Annotated in this window: 18 protein-coding genes and 1 pseudogene; 9 read left to right on the forward strand and 10 right to left on the reverse strand. The window is 32.2% G+C overall.

The features are described from left to right. Positions 1-10 precede the first annotated feature (10 nt). A complete protein-coding gene (locus ABD077_RS19550) occupies positions 11-2,587 on the forward strand; it encodes a carboxypeptidase regulatory-like domain-containing protein (RefSeq protein ID WP_343913925.1) in 2,577 nt (858 codons plus the stop codon). 30 nt (positions 2,588-2,617) lie between these two features. Here the strand turns inward: ABD077_RS19550 and ABD077_RS19555 are convergent, their stop codons facing one another. Further along, a complete protein-coding gene (locus ABD077_RS19555) occupies positions 2,618-3,046 on the reverse strand; it encodes a DUF2141 domain-containing protein (protein WP_343913926.1) in 429 nt (142 codons plus the stop codon). Between the two features lie 218 nt (positions 3,047-3,264). Then, positions 3,265-5,418: a TonB-dependent receptor gene (locus ABD077_RS19560; protein WP_343913927.1), complete on the reverse strand. Its 2,154-nt coding sequence runs from the start codon at positions 5,416-5,418 to the stop codon at positions 3,265-3,267. Between the two features lie 197 nt (positions 5,419-5,615). Here ABD077_RS19560 and ABD077_RS19565 point away from each other — a divergent pair, with 197 nt between their 5' ends. Both ABD077_RS19565 and ABD077_RS19570 read left to right on the forward strand, forming a co-directional pair. After that, positions 5,616-6,419, forward strand: coding sequence for a GLPGLI family protein (locus ABD077_RS19565; RefSeq protein ID WP_343913928.1), 804 nt, complete (start codon positions 5,616-5,618; stop codon positions 6,417-6,419). Between the two features lie 124 nt (positions 6,420-6,543). After that, complete coding sequence (locus tag ABD077_RS19570) at positions 6,544-7,413, forward strand: GLPGLI family protein (protein WP_343913929.1); 870 nt, start codon at positions 6,544-6,546, stop codon at positions 7,411-7,413. Here ABD077_RS19570 and ABD077_RS19575 read toward each other — a convergent pair whose 3' ends face one another. Continuing rightward, a complete protein-coding gene (locus ABD077_RS19575) occupies positions 7,414-8,712 on the reverse strand; it encodes an NAD(P)/FAD-dependent oxidoreductase (protein ID WP_343913930.1) in 1,299 nt (432 codons plus the stop codon). It abuts the gene before it with no gap. Positions 8,713-8,920: 208 nt separating this feature from the next. On the opposite strand from ABD077_RS19575, the gene ABD077_RS19580 reads away from it, so the two are divergent. Together ABD077_RS19580 and ABD077_RS19585 are read left to right on the forward strand one after the other, a co-directional pair. Continuing rightward, on the forward strand, positions 8,921-9,415 hold the full coding sequence (locus ABD077_RS19580) for an RNA polymerase sigma factor (protein ID WP_219008303.1): 495 nt from the start codon (positions 8,921-8,923) through the stop codon (positions 9,413-9,415). A 2-nt stretch (positions 9,416-9,417) separates the two neighbouring features. After that, on the forward strand, positions 9,418-10,041 hold the full coding sequence (locus ABD077_RS19585; protein ID WP_343913931.1) for a hypothetical protein: 624 nt from the start codon (positions 9,418-9,420) through the stop codon (positions 10,039-10,041). 32 nt (positions 10,042-10,073) lie between these two features. Here the strand turns inward: ABD077_RS19585 and ABD077_RS19590 are convergent, their stop codons facing one another. Next, positions 10,074-11,255 (reverse strand): LETM1-related biofilm-associated protein, encoded by a 1,182-nt coding sequence (locus tag ABD077_RS19590; RefSeq protein WP_343913932.1) that lies wholly within the window; start codon positions 11,253-11,255, stop codon positions 10,074-10,076. 166 nt (positions 11,256-11,421) lie between these two features. Between ABD077_RS19590 and ABD077_RS25250 the strand changes: the two are divergent. The 4 genes and pseudogenes from ABD077_RS25250 (at position 11,422) to ABD077_RS19615 (ending at position 17,612) form a co-directional block, all read left to right on the forward strand. Next, a pseudogene (locus ABD077_RS25250) lies at positions 11,422-12,741 on the forward strand (DUF4331 family protein). Positions 12,742-12,893: 152 nt separating this feature from the next. Next, on the forward strand, positions 12,894-14,186 hold the full coding sequence (locus ABD077_RS19605; protein WP_343913934.1) for a tetratricopeptide repeat protein: 1,293 nt from the start codon (positions 12,894-12,896) through the stop codon (positions 14,184-14,186). A gap of 27 nt (positions 14,187-14,213) precedes the next feature. Continuing rightward, on the forward strand, positions 14,214-16,445 hold the full coding sequence (locus tag ABD077_RS19610) for a TonB-dependent receptor (RefSeq protein ID WP_343913935.1): 2,232 nt from the start codon (positions 14,214-14,216) through the stop codon (positions 16,443-16,445). A gap of 195 nt (positions 16,446-16,640) precedes the next feature. Further along, positions 16,641-17,612 carry a hypothetical protein gene (locus tag ABD077_RS19615; RefSeq protein ID WP_343913936.1) on the forward strand — a complete coding sequence of 324 codons (972 nt, stop codon included), beginning with the start codon at positions 16,641-16,643 and terminating at the stop codon, positions 17,610-17,612. A 14-nt stretch (positions 17,613-17,626) separates the two neighbouring features. On the opposite strand, the gene ABD077_RS19620 is transcribed toward ABD077_RS19615, so the two are convergent. The 6 genes from ABD077_RS19620 to ABD077_RS19645 all read right to left on the reverse strand — a co-directional run bounded on the left by ABD077_RS19620 (position 17,627) and on the right by ABD077_RS19645 (position 21,636). Continuing rightward, positions 17,627-18,427 carry an anti-sigma factor gene (locus ABD077_RS19620; protein ID WP_343913937.1) on the reverse strand — a complete coding sequence of 267 codons (801 nt, stop codon included), beginning with the start codon at positions 18,425-18,427 and terminating at the stop codon, positions 17,627-17,629. Between the two features lie 2 nt (positions 18,428-18,429). Then, complete coding sequence (locus ABD077_RS19625) at positions 18,430-18,960, reverse strand: RNA polymerase sigma factor (protein ID WP_343913938.1); 531 nt, start codon at positions 18,958-18,960, stop codon at positions 18,430-18,432. 105 nt (positions 18,961-19,065) lie between these two features. Beyond that, on the reverse strand, positions 19,066-19,668 hold the full coding sequence (locus ABD077_RS19630) for a superoxide dismutase family protein (RefSeq protein WP_343913939.1): 603 nt from the start codon (positions 19,666-19,668) through the stop codon (positions 19,066-19,068). A gap of 87 nt (positions 19,669-19,755) precedes the next feature. Further along, positions 19,756-20,499 (reverse strand): LVIVD repeat-containing protein, encoded by a 744-nt coding sequence (locus ABD077_RS19635; RefSeq protein WP_343913940.1) that lies wholly within the window; start codon positions 20,497-20,499, stop codon positions 19,756-19,758. An 11-nt stretch (positions 20,500-20,510) separates the two neighbouring features. Continuing rightward, positions 20,511-21,029, reverse strand: a complete 519-nt coding sequence (locus tag ABD077_RS19640) for a hypothetical protein (protein WP_343913941.1) — start codon at positions 21,027-21,029, stop codon at positions 20,511-20,513. A gap of 124 nt (positions 21,030-21,153) precedes the next feature. Further along, positions 21,154-21,636, reverse strand: coding sequence for a YdeI/OmpD-associated family protein (locus ABD077_RS19645; protein ID WP_343913942.1), 483 nt, complete (start codon positions 21,634-21,636; stop codon positions 21,154-21,156). Between the last annotated feature and the right edge of the window lie 439 nt (positions 21,637-22,075).

Here is a 22,075-nt window from a genome sequence, read left to right on the forward strand (position 1 = left end):
TCAGATTTCGTTGAGAGGATTCGTTAAAGATACCTCCGAGGTTCCATTATCATTTGCGACAATACAATTGATAGACTCCGTTGGAACAAAGATTTATGCATTTACCACCACTAAAAGTGATGGTTCATATGATATTGAATTAAAGACAAAGGGAAGATACAGAATTAAAGCAAGCTATTTAGGTTATGAGGCTCAAACAAAAAAAATAGTTGTGGATAAAGATATAAATTCCATAGATTTTGTTTTGCAACCACAGGCAGATGAACTTAAAGAGGTTGTTATTAAGTATGACCCTAAAGTCGCAACAGTAAAAAAGGATACAATAATATATAACCTAAAAAAGTTGACTAATGGTCAGGAAAATAATCTAAAGGAAGTTTTAGAAAAGTTACCGGGTATTGATATTAATGATCAGGGAAAAGTTACTGCTTTTGGGAAAAAGGTAGGGAAGTTATTGATTGATGGGGAGGATGTTTTTAAAGAGCAACATCAGTTTGCTACAGAAAATATTACTGCAGATATGATTGCGGGTGTTACCTTCTTTCAAAAATATAAGGGGTTTGCCAATATCGATGGATTTGACAATGATCAAACTACTGCGGTAAACATAAGTATTAAAGATAAATTTAAGCAACGAATAACAGGAAATATAGAAGTTAAAGGAGGTATGTTAAATAAATACTTACTGCATACTAATCTTTTTCGTTTGGGAAAGAGGTTAAAGGTAACCTTACTTGGTGATATTAATAATATTGGTAAGGAATCCATATCATTTAATGACTATATTAATTTAAATACAACCGTAAAATCTACTGATTTTGGGAATAGTACTTATTATGATGATAATGATATTCCCACTTTTTTAAGCTCTACAAGAGATGTAGCCAATCGGGAAATTGGTTTTGGAGCTCTAAATTTTGTGTATAGTCCTAAGGAAAATTTAAAAATAAGTGGTTACAGCATTTTTAATACTACTTCTCAGAGCCAGTTTTTTTTAAATAGGCGTAGGTTTTTCGAAACACTTCCTGACCAAAGAGAAAGTAAAAATATTTTTGGGGATTTTATTTTTAACACTACCCAAATAAAAACTGCTTATAAGGCTGGTAAATCTACTTTCATACAATACACTATTACCAATAATCCAGAAACAGATGAAGAACAATTTGATTTAGCTAATGATTTTAATAATGATATTAATATCTTTAATCAAAGGATTAAAAATGTAAATAAAAATATAGGTCAAGAGGTAAAAATCACTACTAAAATATCTAACTCTAGTTTGTTAGAATTTAGTGGTTATTCTCAATATAAGGAATCAAATAATAGTACGAATATTGAAGGGAATAACACATTTTTAGGGTTTGCTACATTTGATGATTTATTTAACATCGATCAAGAAAATAGTTTTGTTAATAGAACTTATGGGTATAACCTTATTAATAAAAATAAGTCTAAAGTAGGAACTTATAATCTTGTAAATGGATTTATTCATAGAAATCAAGATTTTAATTCTCGACTTATTGGAATACCAGAGGAACCAACCAATAATTTGTCCTTAGGATTTACAGATGCTTACATTGGAGGTAAGTATATTTCTAAAAATTTTGGAGTGTTTTCTTATCAATTGGGACTAGAATATCATTATTTTTTTTATGATTTGAACAAAACTGAAACCAATAATAGATTCAGTTTTTTTCCATCTATGGGTATAAATTTTAGGTTTAGGAATAATCTCCTATTTTCATTGAATTATTCCTATCAAAACGAGTATCCTTCATTAACTACTCAAATATCAAATGATTTAGTATTTAACTATTTAAGCAAACAAATTGGTGGATTAGTAGATTTTAATGAAATATTACCTACCCAGCGAATTGGGTCAACAGTTAGTTGGACTGATTTTAAAAAAGGAGATAATATTTTATTCACGCTACAATATACTGACAAATCAAAATCGTTGACTCAAAATGTAAATTATCGATCGGATAATTTTACGGAAAATGAATATCGTTTTACAGATACTAATTCTAATCTCTTTGCTACATTAAGTTTTGATAAAAATTTTAGTAAATCTAAATTAAAGTTTAGTTCTGTTACATTATCCATTATAAATGAAATGGGTAGTTTTATTAACGAAGAAGAAAATATTTCGGATAGTTTTTTAGTTGAACAAAATTTTAAAGTTTCTTCGAACTTTAAGAAATCTATAAACTTCAAAACAGGGGTGAATTTTACATACTTAAAAGTTAATAATAGTTTTAATGATATTGAATTTACTTCTTCTTCTATTGACCCGTTTGTAGGAATACGAGCCTCTTTATTGGATAAAAAAATGAGTTTTAATTTAGATTTTATTAGTAAAAATTTAAAAGCAGGTGATGTCACCAGATCTTTCTTTATTTTAAATCCTTCTATCAAATATGCAAAACCTAAAAGTCATTGGGAATTTTCTTTAACAGGTAATAATATACTTAATTTAGAGAGCCCTGAGATAGTAGATAATGTAAACAATAATGTTTTCTTCGAAGAGCGGATTAGTCGTTCTTTAGAAGGATATTTGATCTTAGGTGCCAATTACAAGTTTTAATCAATCTTATTACTTTTATTACCTCAAGTCTTAAAGTTTAATAGATTGTATTACATCTCCATTAGAAACTGAGAATTTGGCATCCTCCCAACTTGGTGGACCAAAGCTTCCTTTCGCATTATTGCTAGTTCCGTAAGGTTCTTTTGGAATTTTAAAAAAGTTTGTATCCAGTTTTTTGTTATCATTTTCGTCATGAAATAATGAGATGGCATAGGTGCCCGCAGGAATATTTTCTAAAGTAACGGTAAGCGCTCCTTCTTTACTTTTTACTTTGGTAGATTTGAATATCTTTTTATAAAAGTTTTCTTCGCTATTATACAACCCAATTCTGATGGTGCCTTCAGAAGATTTGATATTTGAAATATCAATTTGGATGGTGTTTTGATCGTTTTGTGCATAAGTAGTAAAAGAGCTTACTAGACAAATAATAATAAAAGTGAAATAAGAAGTGGTTTTCATGACTTAGTTTTATTTATAAAATTAAACATATGTTTTTGCAAGTATTTGACTTGCAGTGTATTTTAGGATTACTTTTGGTTGTGTTTATGAAATTAAAGAAGTTGTTAAGTTTTTAGAGTCACACTGAGCTTGTCGAAGTGTTCTTGAAATTCGAAGTTTTTTGGTCTTCGACAAGCTCAGACTGACAAAAAGAATTTATTAGTTTAATGACATTTATTTTATAGATTATCTAGTTGATTATCGGTTTTATTATCGCTAATGGTCCAGAAGAAACCAATGATAAAAAAACGATCAGCAGTAGGTCTAATAGCTCGTCTGGCAAAGTTTCCACTCACATTAGGAGTGTTGGCATATTGGTAATTAAATACATTATCAAACCCTAATACATTGGATACAGAAACAAACAAGATCTTCTGTTGACTTATTAAATAAGCCCAACTCATATTTAAAGAATTAAATGTTTTGGTTTTTGAGCCTAGAAAATCAGGAGTGTTTGGGTCGGTATACGGCCGTCCCGAAGCAAAATTATAGGTGGTACTAATTAATGATTTCCAATCTTGTACCCAATATTTACCTACTAATGATAAATTATGCTTGGCTGCAAAATTTGGAGTGGCGCGTTCTGGATAATTCCTGTAATCTCTTTTGGTATCTAGATAAGAGTAACTTGCCCAATATTCAAAGTTTTTAAACGATTTATTATCTCTCCAGTATAGATCTAACCCAGCTGCATATCCATCTCCGTTATTAGAATAGTTACTCCCAAATTCAGGAAGTTCTGTATCGAATTTAACTAAACGATCATAGCCTTTATAATATGCTTCAGCTCTTAATGTTCTACCATCATTCTGATACAAATAGTTAAGGATAAAATGTGATGACTTTTCTGGATCTAAGGAACTATTGTATTTTAAAACGTCTTGTTGAGGTGCTTGATAAAAATCTCCATAAGCTAAAGAAACTTGTGATTTCTCTGCAATTTTATACGCTAGCGATGCTCTTGGCGATATTCTGGTAATATCCAATAAGGAATTATGCGTACCTCTTAGTCCAACTTGCATGGCTAGCTTTTTGTTGAAAAAGATATTTGCTTCACCAAAAGCCGCTGTACTATTGTTATTGAAACTACTTTGAAAATTTCCGAAGGTAGTAGCATTAACATCTTCTTTAAAATCTCCTATAAATTGCTCTATACCAAAGTTTAGTTTAAATCGATTACTAAACCTTTTTCTAAGTTTTACTTTTATGTGAGCACTGTTGTCATCTGAATCGATATTTGTATCTTCAATTTTAATGTCATTGTGATCGTTGGCAAAGCTAACACCTGTTGCTAAGGTCCAGTCATTACCTAATTCACCTTTATAGGAAGCATTGAGGTATAAGTTTCTATTGGTTAAACCAAAGTTAACCCCTTCAGGGATATTTATATCTTCTTGAATTAATTCGAAATCAGCATAATTCAATCCTCCATATAATTTAAACAAACCATTGTTAAATTGATGTCTATATACAGCTTCTCCAGATAGCGATTCAAAAGGTTTTATCCAATCTACTCGTTGAGAAATAACTTCTTGATAAGGTTTTAGGTTTAAGTAAAAAGCATTGATACTTAATGAATTTTTCTCCCATTTTTGAGTATTCCCTACACCAAGGCCTACTGAAATAAAGGAAAGATCTGTTTTTTCTTGTTCAGGTTGATCAATGGTGTTGAGAAGAAGTACACTTGATAACGCGTCTCCATATTCTGCAGAATATCCACCAGTTGAAAAATTAGTTCCTTTGAATAGGAAAGGAGAGAAACGACCACGCGTAGGAATGTTGTTTGCAGTTGCAGAAAAGGGTTGAAAAACTCGCAATCCATCTATATATACATTAGCTTCATTAGCATCTCCACCTCGAACAAACAGTCTACCATCTTCGGCAACGGTAGAAGTCCCTGGTAGTGTTTGAAAAGCACCAATGTAGTCTCCTGCAGCTCCAGCAGTAGTAACAATATCCAAAGGGGTTAACACAGATGCTTTGCTATTGTCTCCAGCAGAAAATGTACCTGCATTCAGAATTACGCTACCGAGAGAGTTAACATCTTCTTTCAGAGTAATTTTTAGGTCTTGCATTTGGTTTACAGTTCCATTTAAAGTAAAGGTTTCAAAAGAGAGAAATGATACTACTAGGATTTGCTGTCCTGTTTCTGAAGTCGTAAAAGAAAAGCTCCCTGTATCCGTGGAAGATGCACCATCATAGGTACCTTCTAGGTAGATGTTTGCGCCAGGAATTGGTACACCAGATGGGTCAGTTACAGTACCCGAAACAGTGGTTTGAGCGGTTAAAAATAGAGAGGTAAGGAGTGAAATGGTAAATAATAAATGTTTCATTTGTTATACTGTTGTTTTTTGATTGACAGTTCAAAAGTGTAGTAAAATGAAGATTCTAAAAATTGATTTTTACTGAATTGTAGAAAATGTAGGATGGATTGTTAATCAGGAAAAAAGTTTATGATAAAAAATAAACTAAAAAATTAGTTGAATCTTTCAACTAATTTTTTAGTTTTACATTTCTTAATCAATGGGCTATGAAAAAAGTATTCTTTTTATCAATTATTCTTATTACAATAGGAGGGAAATCTCAGGAGATGACAGTCTTTTATAAAGAACAGCGTAGAGCAGATTATTATCAATTAAGGTCTTTTGTTTTTGAAAGAGGAATGGATAAACAAGATCTCGATCTTATTAAAGACAAAGCAAAAGATCATCGAGAAGAACTTTCACATTATGGTTATACAAGTGTACTTAGAATTGATCATAAGAAGTCAATTTATTATCCTTTAGAGCGGCAATTTAATGATACAATTAATAGTATTGTTTCTTATGGAAAGGATGGGGAACAAACTTTTATTAGTAGAGAGACCTCTGAAAAGAAGTATAAAATTGTTTATATAAATGAAGATACCAAACAAAAATCAAGTGTAGAATATGCTTATGGTAAGGAATATCTCATCGATGAAGAGCTAGATGATCTGGAATGGAAGTTTACTAATCAAACAAAAATGATCTCTGGATATTTGTGTAAGAAAGCACTAGTTTTTAAAAGAGAAAAGAAGGAATATACAGGTTATGGCTATGGAAATTATCAGATAAAAGGTCGTAAACCTGTTGAGGTTTGGTACGCGGAAGAAATCGGATCCTCATTCGGACCTTTAGGATATTGGGGACTACCAGGTCTAGTAGTAAAGGTAGTTGAAGAAGATGCTACCATAATTTTAGATAAAATTCTTTATACTTTGGATGACTTTGAAGTAAAACCACCAACTCATGGTGAAAAAATTACTAGAGAAGGATTAGAAGAAATACCAGCCTTACTTTTTCATGAACATTAATTTTTTAATAAACCCATGATATGAGGTAACATTTTTAGACGAAATGACACATACCTATATAATCTAAATTTATTATGAACGGATCCAGTTCCTTAGACGAATCATCATTAACCAAAATCTTTACATGAAAATTAAATTATTGATCATATTTTTCTTTATTTCCTTTTTAGGGAAATGTCAGGAAATTACTGTGTTTTATAAAGAAAAGCGTAAGCCAGCTCAAGTATCTACAAAACAATCTTTTGATACTGATGAAATTTCAGATCATTACAGAAAACAGTTTTCTAAAATTAAGGAAGCTATCAAATCAGGAATGAGTAAGGATTCTATTTTATTGATGAGAGAAGAACTAGAGAAAGAAGGGGAACGTATTTCTGCACGAATTAACGAAAGAGAGAGAAATAAAAAACCACTCACTATACCTTATTATGATTATATCACTGTCTTAAAAATAAATAAGGAAAAAACTTTGTACTATCCCCAGAACGAAGTTAGCAATGATACGGTGTCACGTAGCCGTAGAAATAAAAAAGGGCGGGAATTGGTAGATGAGCGAATTAATTATAACGACTCCGAAATTATTTATCTAGATACCTCTAAAAAGAAAAGGGTAACTGCTCTAAAAGTACATAAATTCGATTTTAGAGGAAGGGAATTTCTGATAGATGAAACTTTAGAAGATCAAGAATGGCTTCTTACTAAAGAGACCAAGAAAATAGATCAATATCTTTGTTATAAAGCAATACTGAATAATTCTAAAAAAATTGTAGAGGCTTGGTATACTAATAAAATTAAAGCTCCATATGGACCAAAAGGATATTATGGGCTTCCTGGTCTCATATTAGAACTAAAAGAAGGTGAAAAGAAAGTAAGTTTTGATAAGGTTTACCTATATTCTTCAGAGCCAGTTGTTATAAACCCACCTACCGAAGGTGAAAAAATTACCAGAGAAGAATTAGAAGGTTTAGCCCAGAAACTATTTGATCAGTATTAATTATACCCTTTCAATTGCATTTTCTTCTTTGTTTTTAAATGGTCTTACGATTAATCTAGCAGCTTTGTCATAGTTGATATAATTGTAAGTCCAATTAAAAAAAGTAACAAAACGGTTTCTAAAACCTACTAAAAACCAAAGATGTATAAACATCCATATAAACCAGGCAAAGAATCCTCCAAAACGAAATTTACCTATATCAACAACGGCTTTGTTTCTTCCGATTGTTGCCATAGATCCTTTGTCGAAATATGAAAAAGGAATCATAGGTTTGCCTTGTAATTTACGCTTTAGATTTTTTACAAGATGACTGCCTTGTTGTATCGCTGGTTGTGCAACCATAGGATGCCCTTTAGGATATGCTTCTGTTTGCATTAATGCAATGTCGCCAATGGCAAAAACATCCTCGTAGCCTTCAATTTGATTAAATTCGTTGACCTTATAGCGATTTGCTCTAGGAATAAGAGCATCCGCTTTTAACCCTTCTACGGGAGCACCAGTAACACCTGCAGACCAAATGAAGGTAGCACTTTGTAATGATAACTCCGTATTGGTAGAAACTAAATTGTTCTCATAATTGGTTACTTGAGTATTCGTATGGATATGCACTCCCATTTTTTGTAAAAACTTAGAAGCTTTTTCGGAGGCATTCTGACTCATAGGTGGTAACACTCTATCTGCTCCTTCAATAAGATGGATCTCCATTTCACTGAAATCCATATCAGGATAATCTCTGGGAAGTACGTTTAATTGTAACTCTGCAATTCCACCAGCTAACTCAACACCTGTAGGACCAGCTCCGGCCAGCACAAAGCGAAGCAGTTCCTTTCGTTTTTTTGGATCAGTGGTAATTACCGCTTGTTCCAGATTTTCTAACATTAAACTTCGCAAATTTAAGGCTTGCGGAAGGTTTTTCATTCGCATCGAATTTTGTTCGATAGCCTGATTCCCAAAAAAATTGGTACGTGCTCCAGTGGCGATAACCAGATAGTCGTATGTAATGCTGCCAATAGAGGTATGAACTTCTTTATTTCCTGAATCTATAGAGGTAACCTCTGTCATTCTAAAATAGGTGTTCTTACCTCTTTTTACGATTTTTCGTAATGGATAGGCAATAGAATCTGGTTCTAATGATGAGGTTGAAACTTGATATAATAAAGGCTGAAATGTGTGATAATTGTGTCTGTCTAATAGCACGAGTTGTACATCTTCTTTTACCATTTTTCTGGCTAAAGCTACTCCTGCAAAACCACCTCCGATAATCACTAATCTTGGTAAATTAGTATAAGGAATGTTCATAAATAAAGTGTTGTTTTACAAAGATAAACTGATAATGTCATATAGACTACAGAATATTTATTTTTGTTTATTGCTTCGGTAAAACTGATTGAAAATCAGTTGCTAAAATATTTTTGTTCAAAAAATAGTATCATCAAAAAATAAATTTTAGTTCAGAATGTGTAACGTATTTGTTTTATTATCTACTTATAAGATGTAACTAACTAAAGTGAAGAAAGAATTAGAACATAGTTTTGTAACCAATCTTGAGCAAAATCAAAATATAGTGCACAAGGTCTGTAGGATATATACCAATGACCCAGAATCGCACAATGATTTGTTTCAGGAAATTACTATCCAGTTATGGAAAGCGTATCCAAAATTTAGAGGAGAATCTAAATTTAGTACCTGGATGTATAGAGTTTCATTAAATACAGCTATTACACTATATAGAAAGTCAAAACGAAGTATTAAAACTTCTGATTTTGATGCGATGGATTTTAAAATCACCGCAGAAGAATATGACGATGGAGTGGAGCAGCAATTAAAACTTATGTACGCAGCAGTAAAACAATTAAATGATATCGAGAAGGCGTTAGTTTTCTTGTATCTGGAAGACAAATCATATAAAGAAATTGCAGAGACTATGGGAATCTCTGAAGTAAATGCACGAGTAAAAATGAATCGAGTGAAGACGAAGTTGAAAAAAATATTAAACCCATAACGATGGATGAATTAGAATTATTAAAAAAAGACTGGAAAAACCGAGATTCGGAACTTCCAAAACTATCATATAATGAGATCTATAAGATGATTTTAAAGAAATCATCATCAATAGTGAAATGGATCTTTTTGATAAGCGTCATAGAGTTTGTTTTATGGTCTTCGATAGACATTATGGTGAGGCTATCTGGTGAGTATGATGATCTTGAGATTTTAGGATTAGAAAACTTTTCAGTGATATCTACGATTCTATCGTATGGAATATTAATCTACTTTATTGTCCGTTTTTATATCAATTATAAAAATATAAAAACTACAGATTCGGCATCAGTGTTGATGAAAAATATCCTGAATACAAGGAAAACTGTAAAACAATATGTTTGGGTAAATATTAGCTTTTTGTCTTTAACAACGTTGGTTGTTATTATGTACATGACTTTTTATACAGATACGTATGAAGCTCAATCCGCTGATCAGAATATTCCATTATATGTAGTAATCATTACCTCAGTATTAGTGTTAGCAGTTTTCATTGGATTATTAGCATTGCTGTATCGAGTGGTATATGGAATATTAACCAGAAGGCTTAAAAAGAATTATCAAGAACTTCAGAAACTTGAAGTATAAGCAAAAAATCCCTGTTCACTTCAGGGATTTTTTTATTTATTTTCATTAAACGCCGAAGGTAAAAGCTGAGGTATAAATTTTACCAACAATGGTAAAAGGAGACTTCCTCCAGGCAATATAAAAATAGCTAATGACGGAATGGTTTTACAAACGTCTAATAGCTGCTGTTTCATTTGTTGTTTTTCTTCCTTAGAAAGGTCTCTTACTGCAGACTGTCCTAATAATATCATTAAATCTTTACTTTCAGAGATTTCTTTAATAAGTCGCTTTTTATTTCTAAGAATAAGAATACTAACAGTTCTTGAAGTCTGTTTGTAAAAATGAAGTGCTGGATTCGAATAATTGAAAAAAGAAATTTCATCTTTATGATCATTTACAAACCTAAGTACAGAATCTAATGATTCCTGAACCCATCTGTTTGATAGGGCTAACTCTGCTCCCAAAGCACGCATAAAATCCTGTTCTCCAAGATCAATTTCTTTATCATTCCAAACGGCTAAACTTGTAAGATCAAGAATATATCTTTTCTCTAAGTCATCGGTATAAGTATCTAAATCTACTTGATCAAAACTGGCATCTTCCTCTGTACTAATCGTGGTATATCGCACCGAAGAAGCGAAAAGTTTTACTAACAATTCATAATAATCATCTTTCTGTATTTTAGAATTTAATGCCAGAAATACAATATTTGTTAAGGTTTCTTCCAGCGATGCTGCATATGCTATCGGGTTGATATCATGAATCAGAAAATGCTCAAAAGCGAGTACATCAATAAAGAGTAATGCATTTGTAAGCAAATGACTAAAGTTCTTTTTAAATATAGATTCATTCGTTTGGATACGAGTGTTTATAATCTTTTCAAGTTTTTCACTCTTGTTAGAAGTCAATGAATTGATAAAAGAAAAGAAAGACTTTTTCGTATCTAAATATTCATAAAACTCAACTAATGCATTGATACAATCTTTAGAACTTCCATTGTCGATAGTTTCATAATAGGTGACTACTAGTGCAGAGAAAAGGTTAATTTTTGTTTTCTCTTCTTCTGAGTAGGTTATTTCGGAGTCTAATGATATGGCTAATGAAATCGAAGTACCATAAAGAAAACCAGCTTCTCTAAGTTTTGGGTACAATTCATCTAGGGATGATACTGGAAGAGCGTCTAAGTCAAAGTCTCTTAAAAACTTATCTATCCAACCAGAAGTTGATGGGTTCATGAGTCTATTGGTTTATGGCAAAGTTAAATTTATTTTTCTTCTAAAGACAAACTCACAGGATTAGTATATGCAAATTTAATACTTAACTAATTTTTAACATTTTTAGAAAAACCGTCTTCTTCATCAGCTCGTAAGTAAAAGTGTAAACATTTAAAATTAAATAAAAATGAACAAGATTAGAAAAACAAATTTATGCATCCTTGGCGGGCTTTTAAGTTTAGGGATTGTTTTTATGGCTGCAGACCACATTGATGCGCCAGCTGTTGTAGGAAGCACAGCAGACATTACGGATCTTTATGCATTTGAAGGAGCCAACCCGGATAATACGGTATTCGTAGCGAATGTTCAAGGATTACTAGCTCCTGGAAGCTCGGCGAGTTTTGACGAAAATGTCTTAGTAGAGATCAATATCGATAATGATGGAGATCTTGTAGAGGATTTGGTAATACAAGCAATACCAAGAGATGGTATCATGTACTTTTTTGGACCTTATCAACCCGCTCAAACAGGCTTGAATAGCACTATCAATGAAGATACTCAGTATTTAGGACAAGTAGCTATTAGTACAGGATCCAATGCTACAACTTCTGAAGCAAATGGGATCTCCTATTTCGCTGGTTTAAGAGAAGACCCTTTCTTTTTTGACTCCAATCAATTTAATGCAATCATAGGAGGAATGGCACCAGGTGGATTTAATAATCCTGGGAATGATGATTTTGACGGAACTAATGTATTATCTATCGTAGTAGAAGTTCCTAATTCACTATTAGGAGGAACCTTCAGTCATCCTGCCGGAACTGGTGTTGAAGTATTTAATACTTGGGCAGAAGCTAAAAGAAAACAATAATCAAAAATTTAATAATACATAATTATGAAACTTAATAATTTTAAAAATATATCAGCAATATTTATATTAACTCTAGGATATATTAGTTGTAGTAGTGATGATGATACTATAATAATTGATCCACCAGTAGTGGTAGATTTTTCAGGAATATTTTCTCAGGAAGACCAGATGGGACGACCAGGAATCAATACGGTTTTTAGTGCAACACCAGATATCGAAAACGATTTTAATGTTACCATTCCTTCTCAACAGGGTGCAGCTTTTCAATCTTTATTCGAAACGCAATTGGCCAATCTTCATGGAGCATTTGGTGTTACCTATGAAAACAATATTTTAGGATTAGACATTACAACTTTAACAACAGTTCTTGCTTCTGATGTATTACAAGTTGCTCCAGATGCACCTACAACATATTTTGATGGAACTAATGTTTTAACCGGTAGAACGTTGACGGATGATGTGATTGACGTTTCTTTAATATTACTTTTCGGAGGTCAAAATGGAGATCGTTTTAATGGGCAAGATATTGATGGAGATGGAACTCCAGACTTGCCAATCCTGGTAACAGATGGTGTTAGTAATGCTGGAGAAACTCCCTCTAATACTTTTCCGTATTTAGAAGCACCACACGGTTCTTAATATTATAAACAACATAATTTACTGTCAAACTGAGTCTGCCTTTTAGCATAAAAAGTCTGCCCTCAAATGACTTTGTATACCCTATAATGAAGGGGAAAGTAGACTCAGTATGGGCAGTAATCTTTAACAAACAAAATCAAAAAACAATACTTATGAGAATTCTAATAAATATAATTGTCTTACTTATTAGTGTATTCGTACTGTCCTGTGGGAATAAAGAACAACTAATTACTAATTCAGAAGAGTACGCTCAATATCTTAGCATTACAGAAAATCAGGCATCTAATGAAGCCAAATTACAACTAGATTTTTGGAATAAAAGAATCAAAAAAGATAGTTTACAACTTACGGCTCTAGGGCCAGTGGCTTCTGCCTATACTCAACTTTTTGAATCTACTGGAGAGATTAAATATCTAAAATTAGCAGAAAAAGCATTAACCAAATCTTCAGCAATAGCTACGATTGGAAAATCAGATCATCTTTTAGCACTTGCTCATAACTATATCTCTCAGCATCGCTTTATAGAAGCTAAAGAAGCTGCAATGGGAGCATACTTATTAGGTACGAATACTAAAGCTACGGAAATGGTACTTTTTGATGTGTCTATGGAATTAGGAGAGTATGATAATGCTCATGGGTATTTAGAGAAATTTGCCAATCAAAATGATTATAACTTTTTAATTCGCTTGGCAAAATGGAATGATTATAAAGGAAATCTAGATGCTACTATACGAAATATGGAGAAAGCGTTGAAAATAGCACTAAGTAGTAAAAATGATGACTTATTACTTTGGTCATATACTAATTTAGCTGATTATTATGGTCATGCCGGACGAATTAAGGAATCATACGAATACTATATAAAAGCCTTAGAAATAGATCCTGCAAATGCTTATGCAAAAAAAGGAATCGCTTGGATCACATATTCTTATGAAGATAGACCAGAAGAAGCTTTGAAAATATTAGACGCAATAACGGATACCCATCAAAGTCCAGACTATTTTCTATTAAAAGCAGAAGTAGAAGAATACCTTACTAATGAAATAGCCAAAAAGATAAACTTAATCAAGTACAGCAACGCTATAAAAGATAAATCATATGGCGATATGTATAATGTACATACAGCATTATTGTTAGCCGAGGAGTATGAAGTATTTGATAAAGCACTGGAAATAGCTGATTTGGAAATAGAGAATCGGCCAACTCCACAATCGTATGATCTAAAAGCATATATATTACTTCTAAAAGGAGAGCATAAAAAAGCACTAAAAATAGCTGAAGAATTTGTTGTCAATAAAACTTTTGAACCTGTCGCTAATCTTCATATTGCCCAAATCTATAAGGCAAATAATCTATTAGGAAAAGCAGATCCAATTTTTGAGGATTTAAGGGAAAGCTCTTATGAATTAGGTCCAGTTACCTCTGGTAAAATAACTAACCTATAATTATTTAAAAGGTCTAAATAAAATACCATGCAAAATATTCTAGTAATACTTTCACTGATATTCGGTGTGTACGGCTACGCCCAAAACCAAACCGTAAAAGGAAAAGTTGTTGATACGTTTGATGTTCCACTTGGTGAAGTATATATCTATAGTAATGAAACTAAAAACCATACACATACCTTAGAAAATGGAACTTTTGTCCTAGAAGATATTAAGGTAGGAGATACATTAACCGCGCGATTGCTAGGTTTTGAAACGAAAAACATCGTTCTGAAAAAAATGGACATTGAAAACGGAATTACACTTGTATTAGAAAATAAAATCTTCCAGTTAGATGAGTTGATTCTAAAACAAGAAATTAACCCTTTGCAATTGATTAATAAGTTAGATATGAAAGTTAATCCTGTAAACTCTTCACAGGAGCTATTGCAAAAAGTACCAGGTTTGTTTATCGGTCAGCATGCTGGAGGAGGAAAAGCAGAGCAGATTTTTCTAAGAGGTTTTGATGTAGATCATGGAACTGATGTTTCAATTTCGGTAGATGGAATACCTGTGAATATGGTATCTCATGCACATGGACAAGGGTACGCAGATTTGCATTTTATCATTCCCGAAACAATAGAAAACATACGTTTTGGAAAAGGTGCATATACAGCTGATCAAGGAAACTTTAATACTGCAGGATATGTGGCTTTTAATACTAAAGACAGTTTTGAGAATAATCAAATTAAAGTAGAAGCAGGTCAATTTAATACATTAAGAACCGTAGGTTTATTCAATTTTTTAGGAGCTTCTAATCAAGGAAGAGGAACGGTAGCACTAGAATATTTAGAAAGTGATGGTCCATTTGATTCTCCTCAAAACTTTAATAGAATTAATTTTGTGGGAAAGTATACAACCCAATTACAGGATACGCAAAAGATAACTTTTTCTGCCTCACATTTTACCAGTAGATGGGATGCTTCTGGTCAAATACCGAATAGAGCTATAGTTCAGGGATTAATTTCACGATTTGGTGCTATAGATGATACCGAAGGTGGTAATACATCCAGAACTAATTTCAATTTTACCTATAACAAGTATTTAGGAGACTATAGCTCTTTTAGAACGAATGTGTTTTATTCACTTTATGATTTTGAACTATATTCTAATTTTACATTCTTTTTAAATGATCCTATAAACGGAGATCAGATTAGACAAAAGGAGCAGAGAAATTTATTCGGTTTTAATAGTGTTTTTAATACGAAAAAATATTGGGATCAGGTAGAAGCAGTTTTTAATACTGGAATAGGACTTAGAAATGACGCTGTTAAAGGCAACGAATTATCCAGAACTGTAAATAGAAATGAAACTTTAGAAAACGTAAGTTTAGGAACAGTAAATGAAACCAATGCCTATGCCTTTGCGGATGCAACTATAGACTTTGGGAAATTAAAAATAACACCAGCAGTTCGTCTGGACTATTTTAAATATACGTACGAAGATGCTTTATTAACTCCTTTTCAAATACAATCAGAATCCAAAGCTATCGTTGCTCCCAAATTACGGATTGAATATGATCCAATCGATAACTTACAACTTTTTGCCAAGTCCGGAATTGGATTTCATAGTAATGATACCAGAGTAGTAGTCACCCAAAGGGGAGAAGATGTTTTGCCAAAATCTTATGGAGTCGATGCAGGGATTAATTGGAAGCCATTTTCAAGAGTATTTTTAAATACGACATTTTGGTATTTAGGTTTAGAACAAGAGTTTGTCTATGTAGGTGATGAAGGTATTGTAGAACCAAGTGGGGAAACAAGAAGGTTTGGAATAGATTTTAGTGGACGATATCAGGTTAATGATTGGTTGTTTTTAGATACAGATCTTACTTATACTCATGCTAGAAGTGTAGATGCTTCGGATGGAGAGGATTTTATTCCGCTAGCACCAAAGGTTACAGCGGCAGGAGGAATTAGTATAGAAAGTTTTAATAATTTTTCTGGAAGTCTACGATACCGTTATTTAGGAGATCGTCCAGCAACCGAAACGAATAGTATTGTTGCAAAGGGATATACAGTTGTCGATATGTCTTTAAATTACCGATGGAAACACTTTGACTTCTCCCTTAGTCTCGAAAACTTATTGGATACAGAGTGGAATGAAACACAATTTGCTACCGAATCTAGGCTCGCAAACGAAACCGAAGCGGTAGAAGAAATTCATTTTACACCAGGAACTCCTTTTTTTGCAAAAGCTGGTATAACCTATAGATTTTAGAAATTAATTGTAATGAGAAAAGTGAATAAGTAAGTTAATTGGTTTTGTTTTTTGATGTTGTTAGAAGAAGCTTGTTTGTTGAGGTACAAACAGGCTTTTTCTTGATATATACAGAAATAATATTTCACCGAAAACTGGTATTCTAAAATAATTTCTGTTGTATATCTTTGGTTATCATTTGTAATATGCTAATCAATGATTAATTCAAAGTACTTTTTATTCGGTTTTATCTTTTTTTGTGTTATTTCTTTTTCTTGTAATTCTTCAAAAACTTCCAAAGAAGAAGATACGAGGCCATATTTTGAAGGGGAAATTAGATTATCCGAAGCCAGAGGGTTGTATGGTGCTTTAACCAAGGTACACACCACCTATTTTATTTCAGAAAATCGAATAAAGAGAGAGCAAAGATGGGGAGGAGTCTATAGTGTTCTCGATAATTATGCAGGTATTATTATCGATATGGAAAAGGATAGTGTAACGATGTATTATGCGGATAAGTTTAGTAAGGTAAAAAATAAGCATACACTAAGTATCAAAAAGTATAAAACGTATTTAGAAACCAAAACAATTCCTAATGGTATCCCATCTCCAGTAGATCATACGTTCGAGCTTCTACCAGAGTATAAGCTAATACATCATGTTAAAGATTCTGCGGTAATCCATGGTTTTACTTCAGATTTTTCGAGATATCATGATGATTCCGATTTTTTAAAACAGGATATTTTTGATTCTAAAGAAATAAAAGTGAAAAGGGATTTTTTAGAAATGATCTTTATAAATATTCCCAAAGAAATTAATTTTCCACTAACGTCAGAATCAAAGCTTACATTTTCTGAGATTAGTAATGATTCCATTATCAAAGGAAAACAAACTAGAGCTTTAGATCAATTTGCTAGGAAATTACTACGTAAAAAAGACTCAACGATTAACAAAGAAAGTGATTTGGAAAAACTAGTTAGCAATAAATGGTTGAATCTTGGCCTTAAAATATTAAAAAAAGGAGTAGATCTTAATATTCACGTAACTACCGAAGTTTCTGAATTTTCTGCTAGAGAACTTTTAGATATCGATATATCTTTGCCCTCAGGAGATTTTACAAATGTTTTAGAATTTGATGATTTTCTAGAAGATCTCCCAACTGGTGGTGGAGGAGATTTTGATGATTAAATAGACTTTTTTATTTAAGATGCTACCGTTCCCAAGGTGTACAGCTGCTCTAGTGTAGGAGACTCACTTCCACCTTCAGGTTCTAAAGTAATACCAAAAGCTTCAGATTCATTGGCATTTTTTAGAGAGAATATTTTGTTTTCATCTTCCGTAAACGTATCTAAAATTCCTAAACTTGTTGGAGTAAGCGGATTAAGTTGTAAAGACCATACTTGGTATACTTTTCCTGGAGGAGGTGTAGGCAATCCAGCTACATCGATATATGCGGTTTGTTTTTCCTTATCCCAATAAACTGTAGCATAGGCATTAGGATCCACTTTTTGAGCTTCTAAAGGAATTTGTAATATATCTTTATTTCGAAGGACACTTAACAATGATTTGGTATTGGATAAATCACTTTCTAATACATTCAATTTTCCTTCTAATACGTTTTGTTCTATCTGGGATTGAACCACTTGCTGTCGTAATTCTTTATTCTTCGTAAATTGAATAAATAATCCAACCAGCAATGCAATAGATGCTGCCCATCCTAGGTATGCAGTCCATTTGGTTCTCTTAGTATGTATAGGAATAGTCTTTACGTCTATATCTCGAGAACTTAATTTGTTTTTGATAGAATTAAAAACAGTTTCAGGATTATAAGGAGCAGTAGTCGCAGAAAGTTGTAGTAGTGATTTTTCAATCGCTCTTACTTCTTCTTCGATTTCAGGATATTCTTTTAAAGCCTTATATACTTCAGCGTTTTCTTTTTCAGAAAGTGCTCCATATACATAAAGCTCTAATATTCCAGATGATATGTATTTTTCAATATCCATTTTTATTCTGCTAAGACTTCTCTTAATTTATTAATACAAATTCTGTTCCGAGTTTTAATCGTTCCAATTGGAATGTCTAATTCTTCTGAAGCCTCCTTTTGTGTATATCCTTTAAAAAATAGTAAGTCAATGACTTTTTTACAAATTGGTTCAAGTATATCAATATACTTTTTAATACCAATTGCATCCATTTTATTAGAAAAATTACTTTTTTGTTCTAATATATCTACGAAATTATCAGTGGTTTGGTTTTGCTTAGTATTTTTAAAAGCAGTAGATCTTGTTTTATCAATGGCAGCATTTCTTGCAATATTTAGTATCCAAGTAAAAAATCGTCCTTTCTTCTCTGAATAGGAACTTGAATTATTCCATATTTTTACGAATACATCTTGCAACACTTCTTCTGCAAGAGTTTCATCTTTTAGAATGGTGTATATAATTCCAAAAACATTTTCAGAATACATTTCGTAAATACGTTCAAAAGCCTTTTCGTTCTTTTGTTGTAATTGCAAAATTAATTCAGAAAGCTGCATAAAGATGATATCATGTAGTACGAATGTACTGTTTTTCTATAAAAAACAAAAGAGTCTAGTAGAGAAGACTATTAGACCCTTTTGACATATTATTTTGTAGTTAATTTATTTGATAATTCCTCCACAACTCACTCTGCTTCCAGCAGCGCCAGAAGGTTGCGATTTAAAATCATCAATACCCTGATGTACAATAATTGCTTTTCCGACAATATCTTTTTTATCATCTCCACAACCGATACACCATTCGTTAGTAGCAAAAGTAATGGAACCATTTCCATCAGCAGTAGCATTGAAATTACCAATATCTCCTTTATGATATCCTTCGATTGCGCCCCATTTTCCATGAGGTTCCATGGTAGGGTTCCAGTGCCCTCCTGTAGACTTTCCGTCATCTGATGAACAATCCGCTTTTTCATGGATATGGATAGCATGCTCTCCTTCTGCTAGTCCATTTAAATAGGCTACCATGGTAACTACACCACTATCTTCGGTAAAAGTAATATTACCAGATACTTTACTATCACTTTTTGGAGATAACGAAATCGCTAATGTTTTTACATTTTGAATTTCTTCTTTTTCCTCGTTAGTTTCCTTCGAAATTTCTTCATTTACCTGTTTGTCATATGCTTTTCCTTCTTTCTTTTCACCATTGCAACTAACAAGAATGATGGATAAAAAGGCAATTATCGCAAAACTGAGCGTTTTCATATTTCATGGGGGTTCTTTCGTTAAGTGCTAACTAAGATAGGGTTGTTTTCGCTTATAGCAAAGGATTTAAGAGGTTTTTACAGTTTGTTATATAGAAATTGTACTTAATTGTGTGATACTAATTCCTGTATTATTGTCAGTAGCGAGTCTATATTGATACAAACCTGTCTCTCCGATAGCAATTAAAAGATCTCCAGAAATAATCACGTCAAAAGCTTGTCTATTTACAGAAGTAACCAAATTAGATTCTGTAGGATTCGAGATGTCGAACACTTTGATTTCGTCATCACAAACTATTAAGAAATCCCGATATAACCCCAACCCTCTTGGGAAAGTCAAATTTCTGGAGCTTACCAATATAGGTTCTGTTACCGTTGTAATGTCATATATTTCTAAAAGGTTTATATTGTTACCACAAAAGGTGTCTGAGTGTAAGGTAACGTAGGCATGCGTGTCATTTGCAATAACAGGATCACACGCTGTAAAATGTGCTACTTCAGATAATTTTTGAGGAAATTCTGGATTAGTCAATCCATAGATAAACATTCCGTTTCTAGAACCTATGTACAAGTAATTCTTGTAACTAAAAAGAGTTTCGATATCAAAACCAATAGGAATAGTATTTACCTGGACAGGATCTTTTATATCGGTAATATTAAAAACAGTGAGGTCGGTGTTATCCACGGTATATAGATAATCTCCTACTAGCGTAAAAGTAGCTAATGATCCTCCCTGACCGTCGGAAGAAATAGGAGCTGAAGTATCAGAAGAATCAGAATCGCAACTAAATATTATAAAGGAAGTGAGAATCATATAGATATATTTTTTCATAATGTTTTCTTTTAATTAATTAGAGTCCAACCTACAACGACGTTATCCGTGGGAATTTCAAATGGTAAAAATCCATCTGGTGAGCGTAATTCTGGAAATACATTTACTACTCGTTTTGTGAGTGTAATTCCATTTGCAGTATCATATTCTACTGCGATGAGGTCAGTAGCTTGATTGATATAAATCATATTATCTCTAATAGCCAAATCTGTAGATCCCGGGGCTTCTAAAAATTTAATGGGAGTAGGAGAAGATGGATCACTATTATCATAAACATGAAAACCTTTATGTACTTCATTGATAAAAAGTAGATCATCTTTTATATAGATCTTTCCAGAAGTAGTAATAGAGATTGGATCTTTTAATGAAACCGAATTTTCAAAATCATTTCGATTTAGTAAAACTGGTTCATATTGAGAATCAATAATGATAAAATCATCATCATTGTCTTCACAGTCTGTAAAAAAAGGACAGCAGCTTTGTAGTAAAATAAGGAAGGTTCCTAATAGAAGTAATTTCGTTTTTTTCATCTTTTGATTGTTTGCTTAAAAGATGAAATGATTCAAAAAAGGTTGCGTATAGGTTCTCTATTTTGGTGAATTTTCAAATGGTATTCCTTTGAAATCGCTACTTTTTTTAAAGTATTTTTTTTGATTACAACTTCTTGATTATTTGTTTTTTATCTCGAATTCCAAGTTTTATGTTTTCAGTGATAATAAGTGATTTATCTATTCTGGTTTGCGAGTTTTTGTATTGCAATACATAGTAAATAAGACTCCTTTTCATTCCATCAGTAAAAGATTCAAAAACTTCAGAAGCCTCAGGGTCACTTTGCAATACAGCTTCTAATTCTTCGGGCATTTCTACCCCATATTTTGAAGTGTCTTCTAATAATTGTACCTGAAAATAATCATTAGGAAAGACACTTACTACTTTTTGATTTTTTTTACTAAACATGAAATAATACTGATCCTTTCGCTTTAATAATGCAGCATGAAATTTAACTAAAAATTCCCCAAAAATTATTTTCACAATAACTCTTTTATGATTTTGAAGAATGAACGGTGCCACGATGTCTTTTGGGATCAATACAGTATGTGTAGATAGAAGCGTAGTCTCGAAAATGGTACTTTTCATTGATATCAGTTAGATGTTTAGTGAGTTATAGTGTCTTTCACTTTTTAACATGATAAAACTATAGCTAAAAGTACTCAAAAATATATAAATATTTGAGTGTAAAGATCTAATACCAGAATAAGTTGTTTAATGTTTTTTTGACTTTGTTAGTCAAATTGATAAAAAATAATTAGCAAAAGCGATTTTTTGTTCAAAAAGAGAAAAAAATATCTACAGGTATACCGTAATTAGAGAATGGTATAGTTATTATTCTGTTTCTTAGTGATTTTGATTTAACCTAATGTTAATATTTTCTAAACTCTAGTGTTTATATAGGTTAACTAACAAATGATAGTTTGATAAAAAGCACTCTTTTTTTTAATGAAGAAAAATCAATGAAAATGTAAAATTGTTAAACTTCTTTCAGAGTTGTGATATATATGCAGGAAACATTTGGGTT

This window comes from Aquimarina litoralis (assembly GCF_039523995.1).
GTDB classification, from domain to species: Bacteria; Bacteroidota; Bacteroidia; order Flavobacteriales; family Flavobacteriaceae; genus Aquimarina; species Aquimarina litoralis.